Here is a 14,768-nt window from a genome sequence, read left to right as displayed (position 1 = left end):
GTGACTGCGGTGCGGCGGCGGTCGGCGCTCCGGGCGGTGCCGACACCGCGCCCTGGGGCGGCAGCGCGACAGGGGTGGAACCGTCTACGGAGCCATCGGTGGGGATCACCGGCTTGGCACCGGAAGCCACTGTGCTGGAGCCTGTTTCGGCAGAGCTCCCGGGGTCGGCGCCTGAGCCTGGCGCGCGCGGTGCCGCCTGCGCGGGCGCACCGACTCCATCCGCCGACCCAGCTCCATCCGCCGACCCGGCGCCATCCGCCGACCCGGTGCCATCCGCCGACCCGGTGCCGTCGGCGGCCCTGGAGTCGGCCGTCGTGGACGCATCCGCGGGGTCGTTCACCGCATCGCTGTTCGTCCCCTCGCTCTTCCCGACCCCGCCGCCGGCGTTGTCCTCGGACCGAGGGCCGCCGTCGGCCGCCGGTTGCAGCGAACCGTTCGCATCACCGGGCACGCCCGCACCGTGCGTCGAATCGCCGGTGCCCGAGCGATTTCCGCTGCCCTGCCCAGCGCCGTCGTTCCCACTGGGTGCATCGGTTCCCGTGGCGGTCGGGGCATCCGGGGCATCCGCCGCTCGCGTATCGCCCGCCCCATCGGCGCGCCTGTCCACCGCACTGTCACCAGCACCACGCCCGTCCGCCGCAGCGTCACCAGCACCGTGCGGCTCCCCCGTCCGACCTGTCGTATCGGAGCCGTCGCCGTTGGCACCCGCGCTGCGGGTGCCACCCGTGTCGGCGTCTCCGGCGCGGCCGTTGGCGGAACCATCGTCCGCACCGCGCCCGCCGCCGTCGGTGGTGCTGCCCGTCCCGTCGCCGGCGGTGTTGCCAGCACCGTTGCCGGAACCATCGCCCGCGCTACCCGGTGGTGGCGCGGAGCCGTCGCCGACGAGTCCGCCCGGCAGCGTCCCCTCGGGTGAGACGCCGACCCGCGGCATATTGCCGAAATCCGGTGTGCCGTTGTAGATGTCGGGAAACCGATTGTGAAAGTGCTGGGTGGCCAGAGCTTTGTTGCCGCCGGAGAGCCCGCCGTTGATCGCCCCGGACAAGGCCCCGGTATGCATGGCGTTCCAGTCGAGCTGCGTGTTCTTCAGGCCGTCGACGGCGGAATCCCAGCCCTCGTTCTTCCAGTCGACGATGAACTGGCCGCCGATGCCGCCGAAGTATCCCGCGTATCCGCCCGCCAGCCCGGCGGTGACGCCGGTCAGCGCACCGGTCGTGAAGTCGGACAGCTTGTCACCGAAATTCAGCCGATCGGTCAGAACGTCACCGAGCCGGTCATTGAGTCCGCGGCCGACCAGATCGCCCAGCGGCCCGGCCACCGCACCACCGGCCGCCGAGCTCACGGTGCTGATGATGACCTGGTCCCAGTTCATTTCGCGACGGTTGTCCTGGGACAGCTGCCAGGCCTGGATCCCGACTTCCTGGCCCACGCCGATGGCCGTATCGATGGCCACGTGCCGCGCCAGGAACCGGAGCAGGCCGGGCAGGTTCGCGACCCGCCGCGCGACCGCGGCGACGATCCTGGCCGCGATGGCCCGAATACCCATGCGTGTCACCGTGATCGCGGCGGCGGAGACGGCCGGGTAGGCCGGTGGGAATGCCCAGGCGGCGGCGAGTTCGATCGCCAGCAGGGCCAGCGAGCTGATCATCAGGATCTTGGCGTAGTCGATCTCGGTGCCGACGTCGTCGATGCCGAGCGCCAAGCCGTTGAACGCCTCGACGAGCTTCTCGACGGAGGTATCGCCGGAGAGCAGGCTGTCGAAGTACGCCCGCATCTCGTCGACGCCCTCGCCCGACGGGTAGGCGATGAACGTCTTGGTCTTGGCGTCCTCGATATCGGGGATGATCTGTTCGAGGGCGGTCGCGGCGGCACGCCAATCGTCGGCCAGTGCCCACATGGCGTCCTCGTCGCCGTGTGGCCAGTCCGACCCCGCAACCCATTCCAGCCACTTGAGGTAGCCGGGAATATCACCCATCTGCGATTACTCCGAGATCACCAGCTGGTCTCGGTGGCCCCGGGGGTACTCGGACGATCATTGCCGCGGGATTCGTCGGCGGACAGCGGATCCACCTCGACGCGGCGCTGCCGGACATCCGGATCGGCCATGGAAACCGGTGGCGCCACGGGAATCTGCTCGCTGACGTCGGGCAGGCCCTCGATCAGATCCGAGAGCTTCGGCAACCGCGCCCGGCGATCGCGCAGGGGGCCCATGAGCTCCTGACCGCGTCGTGACACCTCGGTGAAAGCCTGCTGCGCCGCTTCGGTGACCGCGTCGGCGATCTCGCCATAGTCCAGGTCGTCGATATCCGCGCTGAACTTCGTCTTCACGATCGCACCGTCGGCGTTCACGGTGACGGTCACCCGTCCCTTCCGCGCGCTGGCGCTGGCGGTGAGCCGCGCTCGCTCCCGTTGCAGCCGGGCGATATCCGCGAACTGCCGCTGCACCTCGTCGAGCAGCGAATGCATCTCGGCGCGGGCATTGTCATTTACCATGGGAGAGCGGGCCTTTCGTGGCTAACGGTACTGATCGCCGTTGGCTTTGTCCTGCGCCTCCAAGTAATCGGCGGCCTTGGTCTGCCCCGCGGAGAAGGATTCGAAGGTGGTCGCCATATTCGCGAGGCTGGACAGGTAGTCGTCCCGCGTCGTCCGGTAGCCGTCCTGTCCGTTCGCGTCGTCGGCGAAATTGGTGCCGATCTCGTCGTCGCCCCACGGTTCACCGCGACCGTTGATCGCCGCCTTCAGCGTGGTCAGCACCGAGTCGAGCTTGGTCTGCACCGTGCCGGTAGCGGTCGCGGCATTACGCAGCTGCTCTGTGTACACCTCGAGTGGCTGTGTCATCGCATTCGCTCCTGGTGCTCGCGCGGGCCGTGCTGGTACCTGCTCGACGGGTACCCGTTGCACGGTCGCAGGCGCGAGCAAACCGATAGCGTCGACAACTTGAACGACGAGTGTCGTCTCGGCGAATCAGCGTCGTGTGGAACGGGTTTCGCGGCGTCACTGCACCTCTTCGCCGTGATCCACCATGTGGCGAAGGATCCGGTCGACGTGCTGCTCGATGTGCTCGGCCAGCTTTCCGGCGTTCGCGCCCACCGCCCGCGGCTCGGCTTCGGCGAAGTCGATCAGATAGCGGCCATCGTCCGGAATGTCTCGCCAGAGCATGGTGCTCTCGGCGATTCCCCGAGGGCCGTACTGCGACCGCGCCTGGAGCACCTGGATGGCGCCGCTCCATGCGGCCGGTTCAGCCCACCACGCCGCGCTGCTGGGTTCCATCGTGTCGTCGAACGGGTCGAGGATGGACGACCGCGCTCCGACGTCCGCCCGCTCGCGCACGCCGTCGATAACTATCGGCACGCTGGGCCCCCGCGCCGCCTCGGCAGGGGGAAGTTCGGCGACCATCCGGGCGGCAAGCGCCTCAGGCCCACATTCGGTCAGCGTGTAACCGCCACTGTGGTAGACGGTTTCACCGGGCAGCTGGGTGATCAACACCGCCCGCCGACCCCGACGCGCACCATGTACGCGAATACGTTTGCGCGGGTTGCCGATATCGCCGTCAGTCCAGGTGCTGGAGTAGACCCGCACCTCCGGCCGGACGACCGTTTCGAATACCGAGGCGAAACCGGGGCCGACCCGCTCCGCCAGTCGCGTGCCCGCTTCCATGAGTTCGCGATCGAATTCGTCGGCGCCCAGCGTACGGCTGGTGAATACCAGTGGCGGAGGCATGAATCCGTCGAGGTGGCGGTCGCACAGCGCCTTGAACTCGACGTCGGTGAACTCCCATCTCATACCTCGCGCTCCACCGTCGCCTCCGGCCTTCCGCTCCCGTCACGAAATGATTCCACCGGTTCGACCGGGGCGAACGCCCGATCGGCTGCGGCCACGACTCCGGCCTCCTCGACCATGCCCACCGCCGGTTCCGGACCACCGCCGTCGAGACCGGCACGACCGAACAGATTCGTGAAAGACGGTGCGGTTGCGACCTGCCCGGCCGCCGGTGTGGGCACGGCCGCGGCTGCGGCCGGGTGGTCCGGCGACGCCGCGGGCGGAGTCACCGGCTGCTGTTCGGCGGCCGGTGCCAGACCGAGCAGCTGCCCCAGCTGAGACAGCTTCTCCGGGGACTGCCCAAGCTCCGCGAACGCCTGGGTGACCCGCTCCTCGGGCACACCGAGCAGTTCGCCGATCCGAGCGTCGTCCGCTCGGGCGAGGGCGGCCTCGACCTGCTGCGCGATCGTCGGCGACTGCGAGGCCAGCTGGGTCAGCGCGGGGGAAGCGGCGGATACCAACGAGGACAGCATGCCGACGAGCTGGGCGGGATCGCCGGTGCCACCGGGGCTGCTCGCGTGGTCGAGGCCGGTCCGCCCGCCGGGCGCGGTCGGTGCGGTCGGTGTGGTTGGCTTCGTCGGCGCGGCCGGTATGGCGGGCGTCGTCGGTAGGGTTTGCGCCGCCGGTGACGTGGGCTTGTCCTTCGACGTCAGCGCGGGGGTCGGGCGCGGCGGAGTAGCCGGCGCGCCCGCCCCGGACGGGCTCGTCGGAGATCCGGGCTGATCGCGGTCAGCGGAGCGCTCTCGTTCCGGATCCCGTCCCGGGTTCCGCTCGGTCGGGTCGCTCGGCCGCTCCGGGATGGTCGGCGAAGTCACGGTCGGCGACTTGATGATGGCCAGCACCGAGGCGGTCTCATCGGCGGGCCCCACATAGTCGCGCTGGTAGAAGCCTCGATACTTGCCGAGGGTGTCCTCACACATCTTGTCGTCGACCTCGCGCTGATCCGGCATGGTCTGCGATGTCCACGCCATCCAGTCCGCGGTGTAGTCGAGATTGAGGCCGACCACCTTCATGGCGGCGGTGAGCTGCTTGGTATCGGTCACATAGGCCTGGACCGCCTGCCTGGCCTGTTCCGCGCCGACGCCGGACCACTTGCTGTCCAATCGCTGAATCTCGTTGCGGAAGTTCCCCAGTCGCTCATCGAGCCAGCCGGACATGTCGTACCAGACACCGGCCGCCGCGCCGAATGGCGCGATGTCCATCGCCTGCCCCAGATCGTAGAGCTCATGCCACTGCATGGAGTCCTTGTGGCGGTGGGACAGATCCACGGATCGCTTCGCACCGTCGTAGTCGTTCAGTTCGCCGGGGCGCTCGGCGGGATCGTAGCGGGACCGGACATGGGTGGAGGAGTGCAATTCCGGCTGCCGCTCCGTCGGTTCCAGGTTGAGGTCCGCGACACCCGGTTCGATCTTCGCGTCGTCCAGATTCAGGTTGGCGAACGCCGACTCGTTGTCCGTCTCGGTCGCGATGTACGCCTTGCCCGCGGCCACGAACGCATCGGCCATATCGGTGAGCAGGGCGATGTGATTGTCGAACGCGGTGAGCAGTTCCGTCCCCTGATCGCTGAGCTTCTGCGCCAGCAGGTCACCGGAGGTCAACGTGCCGATCTTCGGTAGGTTGTCGAGCTTGTCGTTCTCGGCCATCCTGCGGAAGTAGCGGAACTGCCGCACCATATCCGAACAGAGCTCCACCGCGTCTTCGACCGCCGTCGGATCGAACTTCAGCCAGCCCGCCGACTGTTCCGCTCCGGAGGTGAGGCTGTCCCAGTCGGAGTTGAAGGTGTTCTCAGGTGCCATCGGTCGCCTCCGTCGTCCAGCCAGATCAGCTCGGTGTCAATCCAGCTTAGTTCCGTCGATATCCCCTGGCGCACAAGGACATTGAGAGCCACGTCGGGCGAAGTCGCACCGCCGGTCACACCCTTCCCACCGCTTGCCGAGCCGCCGTCACACGGGCTCGCACGTTAGTACAGTTAATGAATCGCAACTGTTACCGTTACACCGTGAGCAATCCGGTGGCTGCGACCTTCGATCTACTCGGTGATCGGCTGACGCTGACGATCCTGCGCTATGCCTTCACACAGCGGGCGTGCCGGTTCAATCAGTGGCTCGACTACACGGGGGCGCCGCCCGCCGTGCTGACCGCACGGCTCGCCGCGCTGGTCGAGGCGGGAGTGCTCGCGCGGGTGCCGCGGGCGGGGACGGTGGATCGGCACGAGTATCGGCTGACCGAGCTCGGGCTCGCGACCTGGGAGATTCTGGTGTGCGTGTGGGCGTGGCAGCGGGAGTGGACCGCGGAGGGGGCGCGGCTGCCGGAGTTCGTGCACGGGGCGTGTGGGCATCGGGGGCCGCCGATGCTCATGTGCCATGCGTGCGGGCGTGGGGTCACCACCCATGACACGGCGGTCGAGCTGGCCGAGGATGTGCTGTGGCAGTTGACCTCCGGGCGGCGGCGGTCTTCCCGGGGGGCCGCCGGAGCGCGGGCGGACGTGCGGTTCGACGAGATCATGCAGGCCATCGGGGACCGCTGGAGTGCCGCGGTGACCGGGTTGGCGCTGGCGGGGGTGCGGCGGTTCGGGGAGTTCCGGGAGGTGCTGCGAATGTCGCCGACGACGTTGACCGAGCGACTGAACCGGTTGTGCGAGGCGGGCATGCTGTGGCGGCCCGAGGATGCGGGCGGGCGGGAGTACCGGCTGACGCCGCGGGGGCGGGGACTGTTCGGGGTGTTCGCGTTCCTGCTGGCCTGGGCGGATCTGGCGTATCCGGAGGGGCCCGAATCAGGGATCCGGATACGGCATCTGGACTGCGGGGAGACGCTGCTGCCCGCGCTGCGCTGCCGCGGGTGCGACGCGCGACTGGGCCGCACTGCCGTGCGTTTCGAGCCCTTGCCGGGGGTTGACACGAAGGATTGAGACGCGTATCACTTCACTAACTGTAGTGATACGCGGACGGGTCACCCGGCCGCATTCGGAGGCACTCCCATGACGCTCAGGGAAGAACTCATCGCACCGGCCGCCGAGGCCCTGGCGAATCCCTATCTCGAAGGTCCGTACGCGCCGACGGCCGAGGAGGTCACCGCGACCGAATTGCCGGTACTGGCCGGGGAACTGCCCGCCGACCTCGACGGCGTGTATGTGCGCAACGGGCCGAACCCGCAGTTCGCCCCGCTGGGGCGCTATCACTGGTTCGACGGAGACGGGATGCTGCACGCGGTGCATTTCGACGGCGGGAAGGCCACCTATCGCAATCGGTATGTGCGGACCCGGGAGTTCGAAGCCGAGCGGGCGGCGGGAACCGCCCTGTGGCGCGGCGTGATCGAGCCGTGGGAGGGCAATCCGGCCGGAGATCGGCGGGAGCGGAACGCGGCGAATACGGATGTGGTGTTCCACCACGGGAATCTGTTGGCACTGTGGTACCGGGCGGGCAAACCCTATGCGGTGGACCCGATCACATTGGAGACACGCGGCACGGACGAGTTCGGGGGCACGCTGCCGGGCGAGGTGTCGGCGCACGCGAAGGTCGATGAGCGCACGGAGGAATTCGTGTTCTTCGACTACGGGATCAATGCGCCTTACCTGCGATACGGCGTCGCGGATCCATCGGGGCTGGTCACCCACTACACCGGGATCGAATTGCCGGGGCCGCGACTGCCGCACGATATGGCGATCACCGAGAACTGGTCGATTCTCATGGATCTGCCGCTGTACAACGATCCGCGAGCTGCGGCGGCGGGACGGTTCAAACTCTTCTTCGATCGCGAATTGCCTTCTCGCTTCGCGGTATTGCCGCGACGCGGGGACGGCGCGCAAGTGCGGTGGTTCGAGGCGAAGCCGGGATACATCTACCACACCGTCAATGCCTGGGAGGACGGCGACGAGATCGTCATGGTGGCCTGCCGGGTGGCGCGCCCCAGCCCGGTGTCGGACCGGACGCATCCGCTCGCACAACTGCTCGCGTATCTTCGCCCCGAGGCCACGCTGTACCGGTATCGGTTCAACCTGCGGACCGGGGCGACCGTCGAAGAACCGCTCGACGACGTCAACACCGAATTCCCGGCCATCGACCAGGGAGCGACCGGGCGGCGCGGACGCTGGTCGTACCAGATGCGGCTGTCGGTGGACCGCACCATGCTGTTCGACGCGGTGATCAAATACGACGTGCTGACGGGGGCCAAGCACACCCAGCCCTTCGGCGACGGGATCTTCGGCAGTGAACTGACCGTGGTGCCGCGCGCCGACGGCGACGGGGAGGACGAAGCCTGGCTCACCATGTTCGCGCACAACGCGCACACCGGACTCGGCGAGGTGTGGGTCTTCGACGCCGCCGACCTCGCGGCCGGTCCGGTCTGCCGACTCGGGCTGCCGGTGCGGGTACCGCTGGGCTTCCACGCCACCTGGGTGAGCGGGGAACGCATGCGCGCGGCGGCGCGACCGGTCGCATGAGCACCAGACTCAGTGTGAGCCTGCCGTATTGGCAGGATCGCGACGCCATGGACGCGCTACGGGTGGCCGAGACCGCCGACAAGCTCGGCTACCGGCGGCTGTGGGTGGGTGAGATGGCCACCTTCGACGCCTTCGCACTGGCCACGGCCATCGGCACGGGGCCAGGCCGGATTCCGCTGTGCATCGGGCCGCTGGCGGTGGATGTGCGCACTCCGGCGACCATCGCCATGGGCGCGGCCAGCGTGGCCGCGCTGACGGGGCGACAGGTCGGGGTCGCGCTCGGAACCTCCAGCACCGTGGTGGTCCGGGACTGGCATGGACGGGAAAGACGCAGTACCGCACAGCATCTGGAGGACTCGGCGCGAATCGTGCGTGGGTTCGTGGACGGCGCGAAGGTGGGCTTCGACGGGCAGACCGAACGCACGCACGGCTATCGGCTGCGCCTGCCCGCACCCCGATGCGAACTGACCGTCGCCGCTTTCGGGGATCGGGCACTGGCCGTCGCGGCACGGACGGCGGACCGCGTGGTGCTCAATCTGGTGACGCCCGAGCAGGTCTCGCGCTGCGCGCGGGCCGTCCGCACCCACGCGGCCCGTGCCGGACGGCCGTGTCCAGCACTGTCGGTCTGGGTGACGGCAGCGGCGCAGCCCACGCCGGAGATGTACGAGACCGTGCGGCGCGGCCTGGTGGCCTACCTGCGGGCACCCGGCTACGACGCCATGTTCACCGCCGCCGGATTCGGTGACACGGTGCGGCTGGCCCACTCCGGTGCGCATCCCCGCGACCTGGCGGCCGCAGTACCCGACCGCCTCGCCGACGCGGTCGGTGCGTTCGGCGACCCGGACACGCTGGCCGACCGCATTGCCGCCTACCGGCACGCGGGAGCCGAAGAAGTGGTCGTCGTCCCGGTCACCACCGCCGACGACCCGGCGGGTCTGCGCACCCTCGAAATACTCACGGAGGTCAGGGATGTGTGACACCCGCTCGATACCGGCCCACGCCGGGACGCCGTCCACGGGGCCACGACCGGGCAAGAGGAGGCGAGTCTCGGACTCACCGCCGCACACGCGCACCCGAGCCGCGTACCCACAGCTGGACAAGCGCGCGCGGGTCTCCACCCCGTGGCCGGGCGCGGGAGCCGCGTTGCAGCCGCTCCACGCTGTGGCCGGGGCGGTCGCTACGCAGGCGGTGGGTCGTGGCTGACGCCTACATCTACGACGCGGTGCGACTGCCGCGCGGGCGGGTGCGCCGAACCGGGGGCACCCTCGCCGAACTGCCGCCGTACGAGATGTTCGGTCAGCTGCTGACGGCGCTGGAGAATCGCTGCTGCCCGCCGGAAGTGGTCGACGATGTCGTCGTCGGGGTCAATACCGCGACGGGCGAGCAGGCGGGCGATATCGCCCGCGCCGCCCAACTGTGGGCCGGGTGGCCGGATTCCGTGCCGGGCGGGGTGGTGTCGCGGCTGTGCTGTTCCGGGCTGGACGCCATCGAGAGCGCGGCGGCGCGGGTGGCGGCCGGATACGCCGATGTGATCGTGGCGGGCGGGGTCGAGTCGATGTCGCGAGTGCCGATGCTCTCGGACCGGCCCGCCATCGCCACCGACGCGGACCTCGGTGAACGCACCGGGTTCGTGACCATCGGGGTCTCGGCGGATCTGACCGCCGCCGGATACGGGATCCAACGGGAAGAACTGGATGCCTACGCTGTGACGTCCCATCGTCGAGCCGCCGCCACGGTATCCCGCTCCGTGATCCCGGCCCGCAAGGGCGGCACCGTCCTGCTCTACACCGACGAGGGCGCGCGGCCCGACGCCGACACAGCCGATTTCGGGGCGCTGCCGGCGCTTTTCGGGGAGGATGCCGGCTGGGATCGGGTCGCGCGCCGGCTGCCGGACGCACCCCGCCCGGCGGCGGGACTGCACACCCTGGCGACCGCACCGCAATTGGCGGATGGCGCATCGGCGGTCGTCATCGGCAATCTCGCCGCCACCGACACTCTCGGCCGCCGACCCCTCGCCCAGATCGTCGGCACCGCGCAGACCGCCGTGCGCTCCCCGCTGCTCACCGCACCGGTCACCGCCGCTCGGAAAGCACTGCGCCGCGCCGGTATCGACGCCGCCGATCTCGATGTGGCGGAGGTCAACGAATCATTCGCCGTCACCCCGCTGGTGCTCACCCGCGAACTCGGGCTCGATCCGAAGCGGGTGAATCCGAACGGCGGCGCGGTCGCGGTCGGCCATCCGCTCGGTGCGACCGGAGGGATCCTCATCGCCCAGGCCCTCGACGAACTCGCCCGCATCGACGGCGAATTCGCACTCGTCACCATTCCCGCGGCCCTCGGCTTGGGTGCGGCCATGGTGCTGCGACGTCTCCACTAGTCACCACTCCCCCTCAGGAACAACGATGTCCGAGTCAGCCCGCCCCATCCCCACCTGCCACCCCGACGAGACCGTCCGCCACTACCTCGACCGAGGGTGGTGGGAACCGGAGACGCTGCCGCAGGCGCTGCGGCGACGAGTCGACGCGACACCCGATGCGGCGGCCGTCAGCGATCCGGCCAATCTCGCCGACCTCACCGGCGCCGCGCCGCGCACCCTCTCCTGGCGCGAATTCGACGACTACACCCTCGATCTGACGAGCGTACTGTTCGCGCACGGGGTTCGGCAGGGCGATACCGTCGCCGTCCTGCTGCCGAACTCGGTGGCGCTCACGGCCGTGTACTTCGCGCTGTGGCGGCTCGGCGCGGTGGCCACCCCCATGCCTGTCTCCTATCGGCGGCACGAACTCTCCGGCATCGTGGCCGCCACCGGCGCGACCGCCGTCATCACGGTGGGGCGGCTGGCCGACCGGAAGCTCGCACTCGAGGCGGGCGAGGTGGTGCGGACTGTCTTCGCCTTCGGACCCGATGCGGCGAATGGCGCCGTCGTCCTGGACGAGACGGACACCGCGGCGCGAGAGCGGGTGCGCGAGTACGAGTCCGGGCTGGCGGTGACGGTCAACGACCGGGTCACCATCTGCTGGACCAGCGGCACCGAGGCCGCACCGAAAGGGGTGCCACGCTGTCACGGGGACTGGCTGGCCATGGCGCGCGGGGTACAGGACGGGCTCCAGCTCACCCCGGACGCGGTGGTGCTCAACCCCTTTCCCATGGTGAACATGGCCGGGTTCGCGGGCTCGTTCCTGCCGTGGCTGCTGGTGGGCGGACATCTGGTGCAGCACCAACCGCTGGACCTGCCGGTGTTCTTCGGGCAGATCGCCAAGCACCGCGTCACCCACACCAGCATGCCGCCCGCGCTGCTCACCATGCTCGTGCAGAACGACGCGCTGCGGGCGAGCACCGACCTCGGCTCGCTGCGGCGGGTGGGCTCGGGCGGGGCACCGCTGCCACCGGGTGTGGTGCGCCGCTGGCAGGAGGAGTTCGGAATCGAGGTGCTCAACTATTTCGGGTCCAACGAGGGCGTATGCCTGCTCGGCGCGCCCGCCGACATTCCGGACCCGACCATGCGGGCGCAGCATCTGCCGCACTACGGAGCGCCCGGGGTGCGGTGGTCCACGCGGCTGGCCGAGAGCACGGCGGTCAAGCTGGTCGATCTCACCACCGGCAAGACGGTGACCGAACCCGGCGGGCGGGGTGAGCTGCGGTTGCGTGGCCCGGCCGTATTCGGCGGATATTTGCCGGGCGCCGCCGCCACGGAACCGTTCGACGCGGACGGATTCCTGTGCAGTGGTGACATTTTCGAGCTCCGCGGCGAGGACGGGCGGTATCTGCGATTCGTGGACCGGGCGAAGGAGATCATCATTCGCGGCGGGATGAATATCGCGCCCGCGGAGATCGAAGGGCTGCTCACCGATCATCCCGGGGTGGCGGAGGTGGCGGTCGTCGGATATCCGGATCCGGTGCTCGGTGAGAAGTGCTGCGCCTTCGTGGTGCCCGCGGCCGGGGCCACCGTCACCCTCGCCGATCTGGTCGCACATCTGCGGGCACTGGAGGTGGCCTCGTTCAAACTGCCCGAACGGCTCGAGCTCGTCGAGGCGCTGCCGCGCAACCCGGTCGGCAAGATTCTGCGGCGGGAGCTGCGCGACACTCTCGCCGCCCAGGATTAGGAGTTCACATGTCCACCAATGCTGTTCACATCCTCGGTGGTAGCCAGACCGATTTCGCCGTCAACTGGCACCGGGCCGACCGCGAGTTCGACGCGCTGATCGGTGAGAACATATCGCGCACAGTGGAAGCCGCGCGAATCGACGCGTCCGATATCGGCGTTGTGCACGTAGGCAATGCCTTCGGCCAGCTGTTCACCGGGCAGGGGCAGCTCGGCGGCATGCCCGCGACCGTACTGCCCGAACTGTGGGGCGTACCCGCCAGCCGACACGAGGCCGCCTGCGCCTCCGGCAGTATGGCCGTGCTGGCCGCCATGGCCGATCTGGAATCCGGACGCTACGACTGTGCGCTCGTGCTCGGCGCGGAGCTGGAGAAGACGGTGCCCGGCGCGCAGGCCGCCCGCCATCTGGGGGCCGCCGCCTGGGCCGGACACGAGGCACCGGACACCGACTTCGTGTGGCCGACCATGTTCGCCGCCATCGCCGACGAATACGACCGCCGGTACGGGCTCGACGCCGCCCACCTGCGCGCGATCAGCGAACTCAATATCGGCAATGCCCGCGCCAATCCGCTGGCGCAGACCCGCGATTGGTCGTTCACGGCCGAGAGCTTCACCGCCGACGACACCGCCAACCCACCGGTGGCCGGGATGCTGCGCCGCCAGGATTGCAGCCAGATGACCGATGGGGCGGCGGGCGTGGTGCTGGTCTCGGATCGGTTCCTGCAACGGCGTGGCGGTGTGCCGTACGCGACGATCACCGGTTGGGGGCATCGCACCGTCGGTCTGCCCCTGGACGCCAAACTCCGCGCCGCCGTCGACGACCCCTACGTGTTCCCGCACCTGCGGCAGACCGTGCGCGACGCCCTCGACCGCGCCCACCTCACCGATATCACCGAGGTGGACGGCATCGAGGTACACGACTGCTTCTCCATGTCCGAATACCTCGCCATCGACCACCTCGGCCTCACACCGCCCGGCGAGAGCTGGAAGGCCATCGAATCCGGCGCGATCGCCCGCGACGGAACCACCCCGATCAACCCCGGCGGCGGCCTCATCGGCATCGGCCACCCCGTCGGCGCGACCGGCGTCCGCATGCTCCTCGACGCCTACCGGCAGGTCACCGACCAAGCGGGCGACTGCCAACTCCCCGGAGCCCGCCGCTACGCCACCGTCAATATCGGCGGCAGCGCGACCACGGTCGCCAGCTTCGTGGTCGAGGCCGCGTGAACGATCGACGCGCATGGGATGGAAAGATCGGGTTCCGTGCGAGTACTGGTGCAGCGGGTGAGTTCGGCGGCGGTCTCCGTCGACGGTGAGGTGGTGGGTCGGATCGATCCGGCCGGGCACGGTGCGCCGCACGGCCTGGTCGCGCTCGTCGGCGTCACCCACAGCGATACCGGTGCCACCGCGAAAGCTCTGGCCGACAAGCTGTTTCGGCTGCGCATCCTCGATGGTGAACGCTCCGCCGCTGATCTCGACGCGCCCATTCTCGTCATCAGTCAGTTCACCCTCTACGCCGACACCGCCAAGGGTCGTCGGCCCTCCTGGTCGGCCGCTGCCCCGGGATCGGTGGCCGAACCCTTGGTCGACGCCTTCGCCACCACCCTGCGTGAACTCGGTGCGACGGTCGCGACCGGGCGGTTCGGCGCGCATATGCACGTGGAGCTGGTCAACGACGGCCCGGTCACGCTGTTGCTGGAAGGCTGACCCCGGATTCGGCGTGACCGCGCGGCGGCCTGCTCCCTCGGTACTGTGGCGGTCATGCTCGTGTGGATCAACGGCCCCTTCGGGGGCGGCAAGACCCAGACCGCATACGAACTCCATCGCCGCCTGCCCGGCAGTGTGGTGTGCGATCCGGAAATGGTGGGATTCGGGCTGCACCGGACCATGCCGCGCGCGCTGCGCGGCGACTTCCAGGACCTGCCCGCCTGGCGGCAGGGGGTGTTCGAGGTGCTGGATCTGGTGCTGAACGAGCACGACGGAACCGTCATTGCCCCGATGACCGTAGTGAACCCGGCCTACTTCGCCGAGACGGTCGGCCGACTGCGCGAAACCGGCCATGACGTCAAGCACTTCGCCCTGTTGGCCCGTCGCGAAACCGTCCTCGAGCGTCTGCGGGAGCGTTCCCTGATCCGACTCGGTCTGCGCGGCGACACCTTCGCCGCCGCCAATGTGGACCGCTGCCTGGACGCGCTCCAAGACACCGAGTTCGCCGAGCACATTCACACCGACGACATCGGGGTCACGCAGGTGGCCGATCGAATAGCCGAATCCTGCGGACTCCGGCTCGCGCCGAATACCGACGGCCGATTCCGTGCCCGGCTGCGGCGGGCCGGAGTTGGCATCCGACATATCCGGTTCTAGTCCCCGGAGATTCAGGCGCACAGGTCCCGGGTGGCGGGCACCACCTCG

General features: G+C 69.3%; 13 protein-coding genes. 8 read left to right on the top strand and 5 right to left on the bottom strand.

Features of this window, described 5'->3' with window-relative positions:
- The 5 genes from ON31_RS05260 to ON31_RS34475 form a co-directional block, all read right to left on the bottom strand.
- Positions 1-1,972 (bottom strand): WXG100-like domain-containing protein (locus ON31_RS05260; RefSeq protein ID WP_039809793.1); only part of this gene is annotated, 1,972 nt, incomplete at its 3' end.
- A gap of 17 nt (positions 1,973-1,989) precedes the next feature.
- Complete coding sequence (locus ON31_RS05255) at positions 1,990-2,490, bottom strand: YbaB/EbfC family nucleoid-associated protein (protein ID WP_039809790.1); 501 nt, start codon at positions 2,488-2,490, stop codon at positions 1,990-1,992.
- A gap of 21 nt (positions 2,491-2,511) precedes the next feature.
- Positions 2,512-2,835: a hypothetical protein gene (locus ON31_RS05250; RefSeq protein WP_039809788.1), complete on the bottom strand. Its 324-nt coding sequence runs from the start codon at positions 2,833-2,835 to the stop codon at positions 2,512-2,514.
- A 156-nt stretch (positions 2,836-2,991) separates the two neighbouring features.
- Positions 2,992-3,780 carry an ESX secretion-associated protein EspG gene (locus ON31_RS05245; RefSeq protein WP_039809786.1) on the bottom strand — a complete coding sequence of 263 codons (789 nt, stop codon included), beginning with the start codon at positions 3,778-3,780 and terminating at the stop codon, positions 2,992-2,994.
- Positions 3,777-5,612, bottom strand: coding sequence for a hypothetical protein (locus tag ON31_RS34475; protein WP_051036877.1), 1,836 nt, complete (start codon positions 5,610-5,612; stop codon positions 3,777-3,779). The genes ON31_RS05245 and ON31_RS34475 overlap by 4 nt, the downstream gene beginning before the upstream one ends.
- A gap of 203 nt (positions 5,613-5,815) precedes the next feature.
- Between ON31_RS34475 and ON31_RS05235 the strand changes: the two genes are divergently transcribed.
- From ON31_RS05235 to ON31_RS05200, 8 genes are all read left to right on the top strand, one after another.
- Positions 5,816-6,724 (top strand): winged helix-turn-helix transcriptional regulator, encoded by a 909-nt coding sequence (locus ON31_RS05235; RefSeq protein WP_255221988.1) that lies wholly within the window; start codon positions 5,816-5,818, stop codon positions 6,722-6,724.
- 69 nt (positions 6,725-6,793) lie between these two features.
- Positions 6,794-8,254 carry a carotenoid oxygenase family protein gene (locus ON31_RS05230; RefSeq protein WP_039809782.1) on the top strand — a complete coding sequence of 487 codons (1,461 nt, stop codon included), beginning with the start codon at positions 6,794-6,796 and terminating at the stop codon, positions 8,252-8,254.
- Positions 8,251-9,231: an LLM class F420-dependent oxidoreductase gene (locus ON31_RS05225; RefSeq protein ID WP_039809780.1), complete on the top strand. Its 981-nt coding sequence runs from the start codon at positions 8,251-8,253 to the stop codon at positions 9,229-9,231. Before ON31_RS05230 ends, ON31_RS05225 begins: the two co-directional genes overlap by 4 nt.
- A gap of 218 nt (positions 9,232-9,449) precedes the next feature.
- Positions 9,450-10,631, top strand: coding sequence for an acetyl-CoA C-acyltransferase (locus ON31_RS05220; protein WP_039809777.1), 1,182 nt, complete (start codon positions 9,450-9,452; stop codon positions 10,629-10,631).
- Positions 10,632-10,656: 25 nt separating this feature from the next.
- A complete protein-coding gene (locus tag ON31_RS05215; RefSeq protein WP_039809775.1) occupies positions 10,657-12,357 on the top strand; it encodes a class I adenylate-forming enzyme family protein in 1,701 nt (566 codons plus the stop codon).
- Between the two features lie 8 nt (positions 12,358-12,365).
- Entirely contained in the window at positions 12,366-13,583 is a 1,218-nt protein-coding gene (locus ON31_RS05210; protein ID WP_039809774.1) for an acetyl-CoA acetyltransferase, read from the top strand.
- 36 nt (positions 13,584-13,619) lie between these two features.
- Positions 13,620-14,063 carry a D-aminoacyl-tRNA deacylase gene (dtd, locus tag ON31_RS05205; protein ID WP_039809771.1) on the top strand — a complete coding sequence of 148 codons (444 nt, stop codon included), beginning with the start codon at positions 13,620-13,622 and terminating at the stop codon, positions 14,061-14,063.
- 54 nt (positions 14,064-14,117) lie between these two features.
- The gene (locus ON31_RS05200; protein WP_039809829.1) at positions 14,118-14,720 is read left to right on the top strand and encodes an AAA family ATPase; all 603 of its coding nucleotides are present in this window, start codon (positions 14,118-14,120) and stop codon (positions 14,718-14,720) included.
- The last annotated feature ends 48 nt before the right edge of the window (positions 14,721-14,768 follow it).

The organism is Nocardia otitidiscaviarum NBRC 14405, from assembly GCF_000308635.1.
Lineage (GTDB): Bacteria > Actinomycetota > Actinomycetes > Mycobacteriales > Mycobacteriaceae > Nocardia > Nocardia otitidiscaviarum.
This window is presented reverse-complemented; position numbering and strand designations above follow the sequence as displayed.

Excerpts from the sequence above, each read along its gene's own strand:
- ON31_RS05245 (WP_039809786.1), bottom strand. The coding sequence starts at position 3,780 with ATGAGATGGGAGTTCACCGACGTCGAGTTCAAGGCGCTGTGCGACCGC.
- ON31_RS05225 (WP_039809780.1), top strand. The coding sequence starts at position 8,251 with ATGAGCACCAGACTCAGTGTGAGCCTGCCGTATTGGCAGGATCGCGAC.
- ON31_RS05250 (WP_039809788.1), bottom strand. The coding sequence starts at position 2,835 with ATGACACAGCCACTCGAGGTGTACACAGAGCAGCTGCGTAATGCCGCG.
- ON31_RS05230 (WP_039809782.1), top strand. The coding sequence starts at position 6,794 with ATGACGCTCAGGGAAGAACTCATCGCACCGGCCGCCGAGGCCCTGGCG.
- ON31_RS05210 (WP_039809774.1), top strand. The coding sequence starts at position 12,366 with ATGTCCACCAATGCTGTTCACATCCTCGGTGGTAGCCAGACCGATTTC.
- ON31_RS05255 (WP_039809790.1), bottom strand. The coding sequence starts at position 2,490 with ATGGTAAATGACAATGCCCGCGCCGAGATGCATTCGCTGCTCGACGAG.
- ON31_RS34475 (WP_051036877.1), bottom strand. The coding sequence starts at position 5,612 with ATGGCACCTGAGAACACCTTCAACTCCGACTGGGACAGCCTCACCTCC.
- ON31_RS05215 (WP_039809775.1), top strand. The coding sequence starts at position 10,657 with ATGTCCGAGTCAGCCCGCCCCATCCCCACCTGCCACCCCGACGAGACC.
- ON31_RS05200 (WP_039809829.1), top strand. The coding sequence starts at position 14,118 with ATGCTCGTGTGGATCAACGGCCCCTTCGGGGGCGGCAAGACCCAGACC.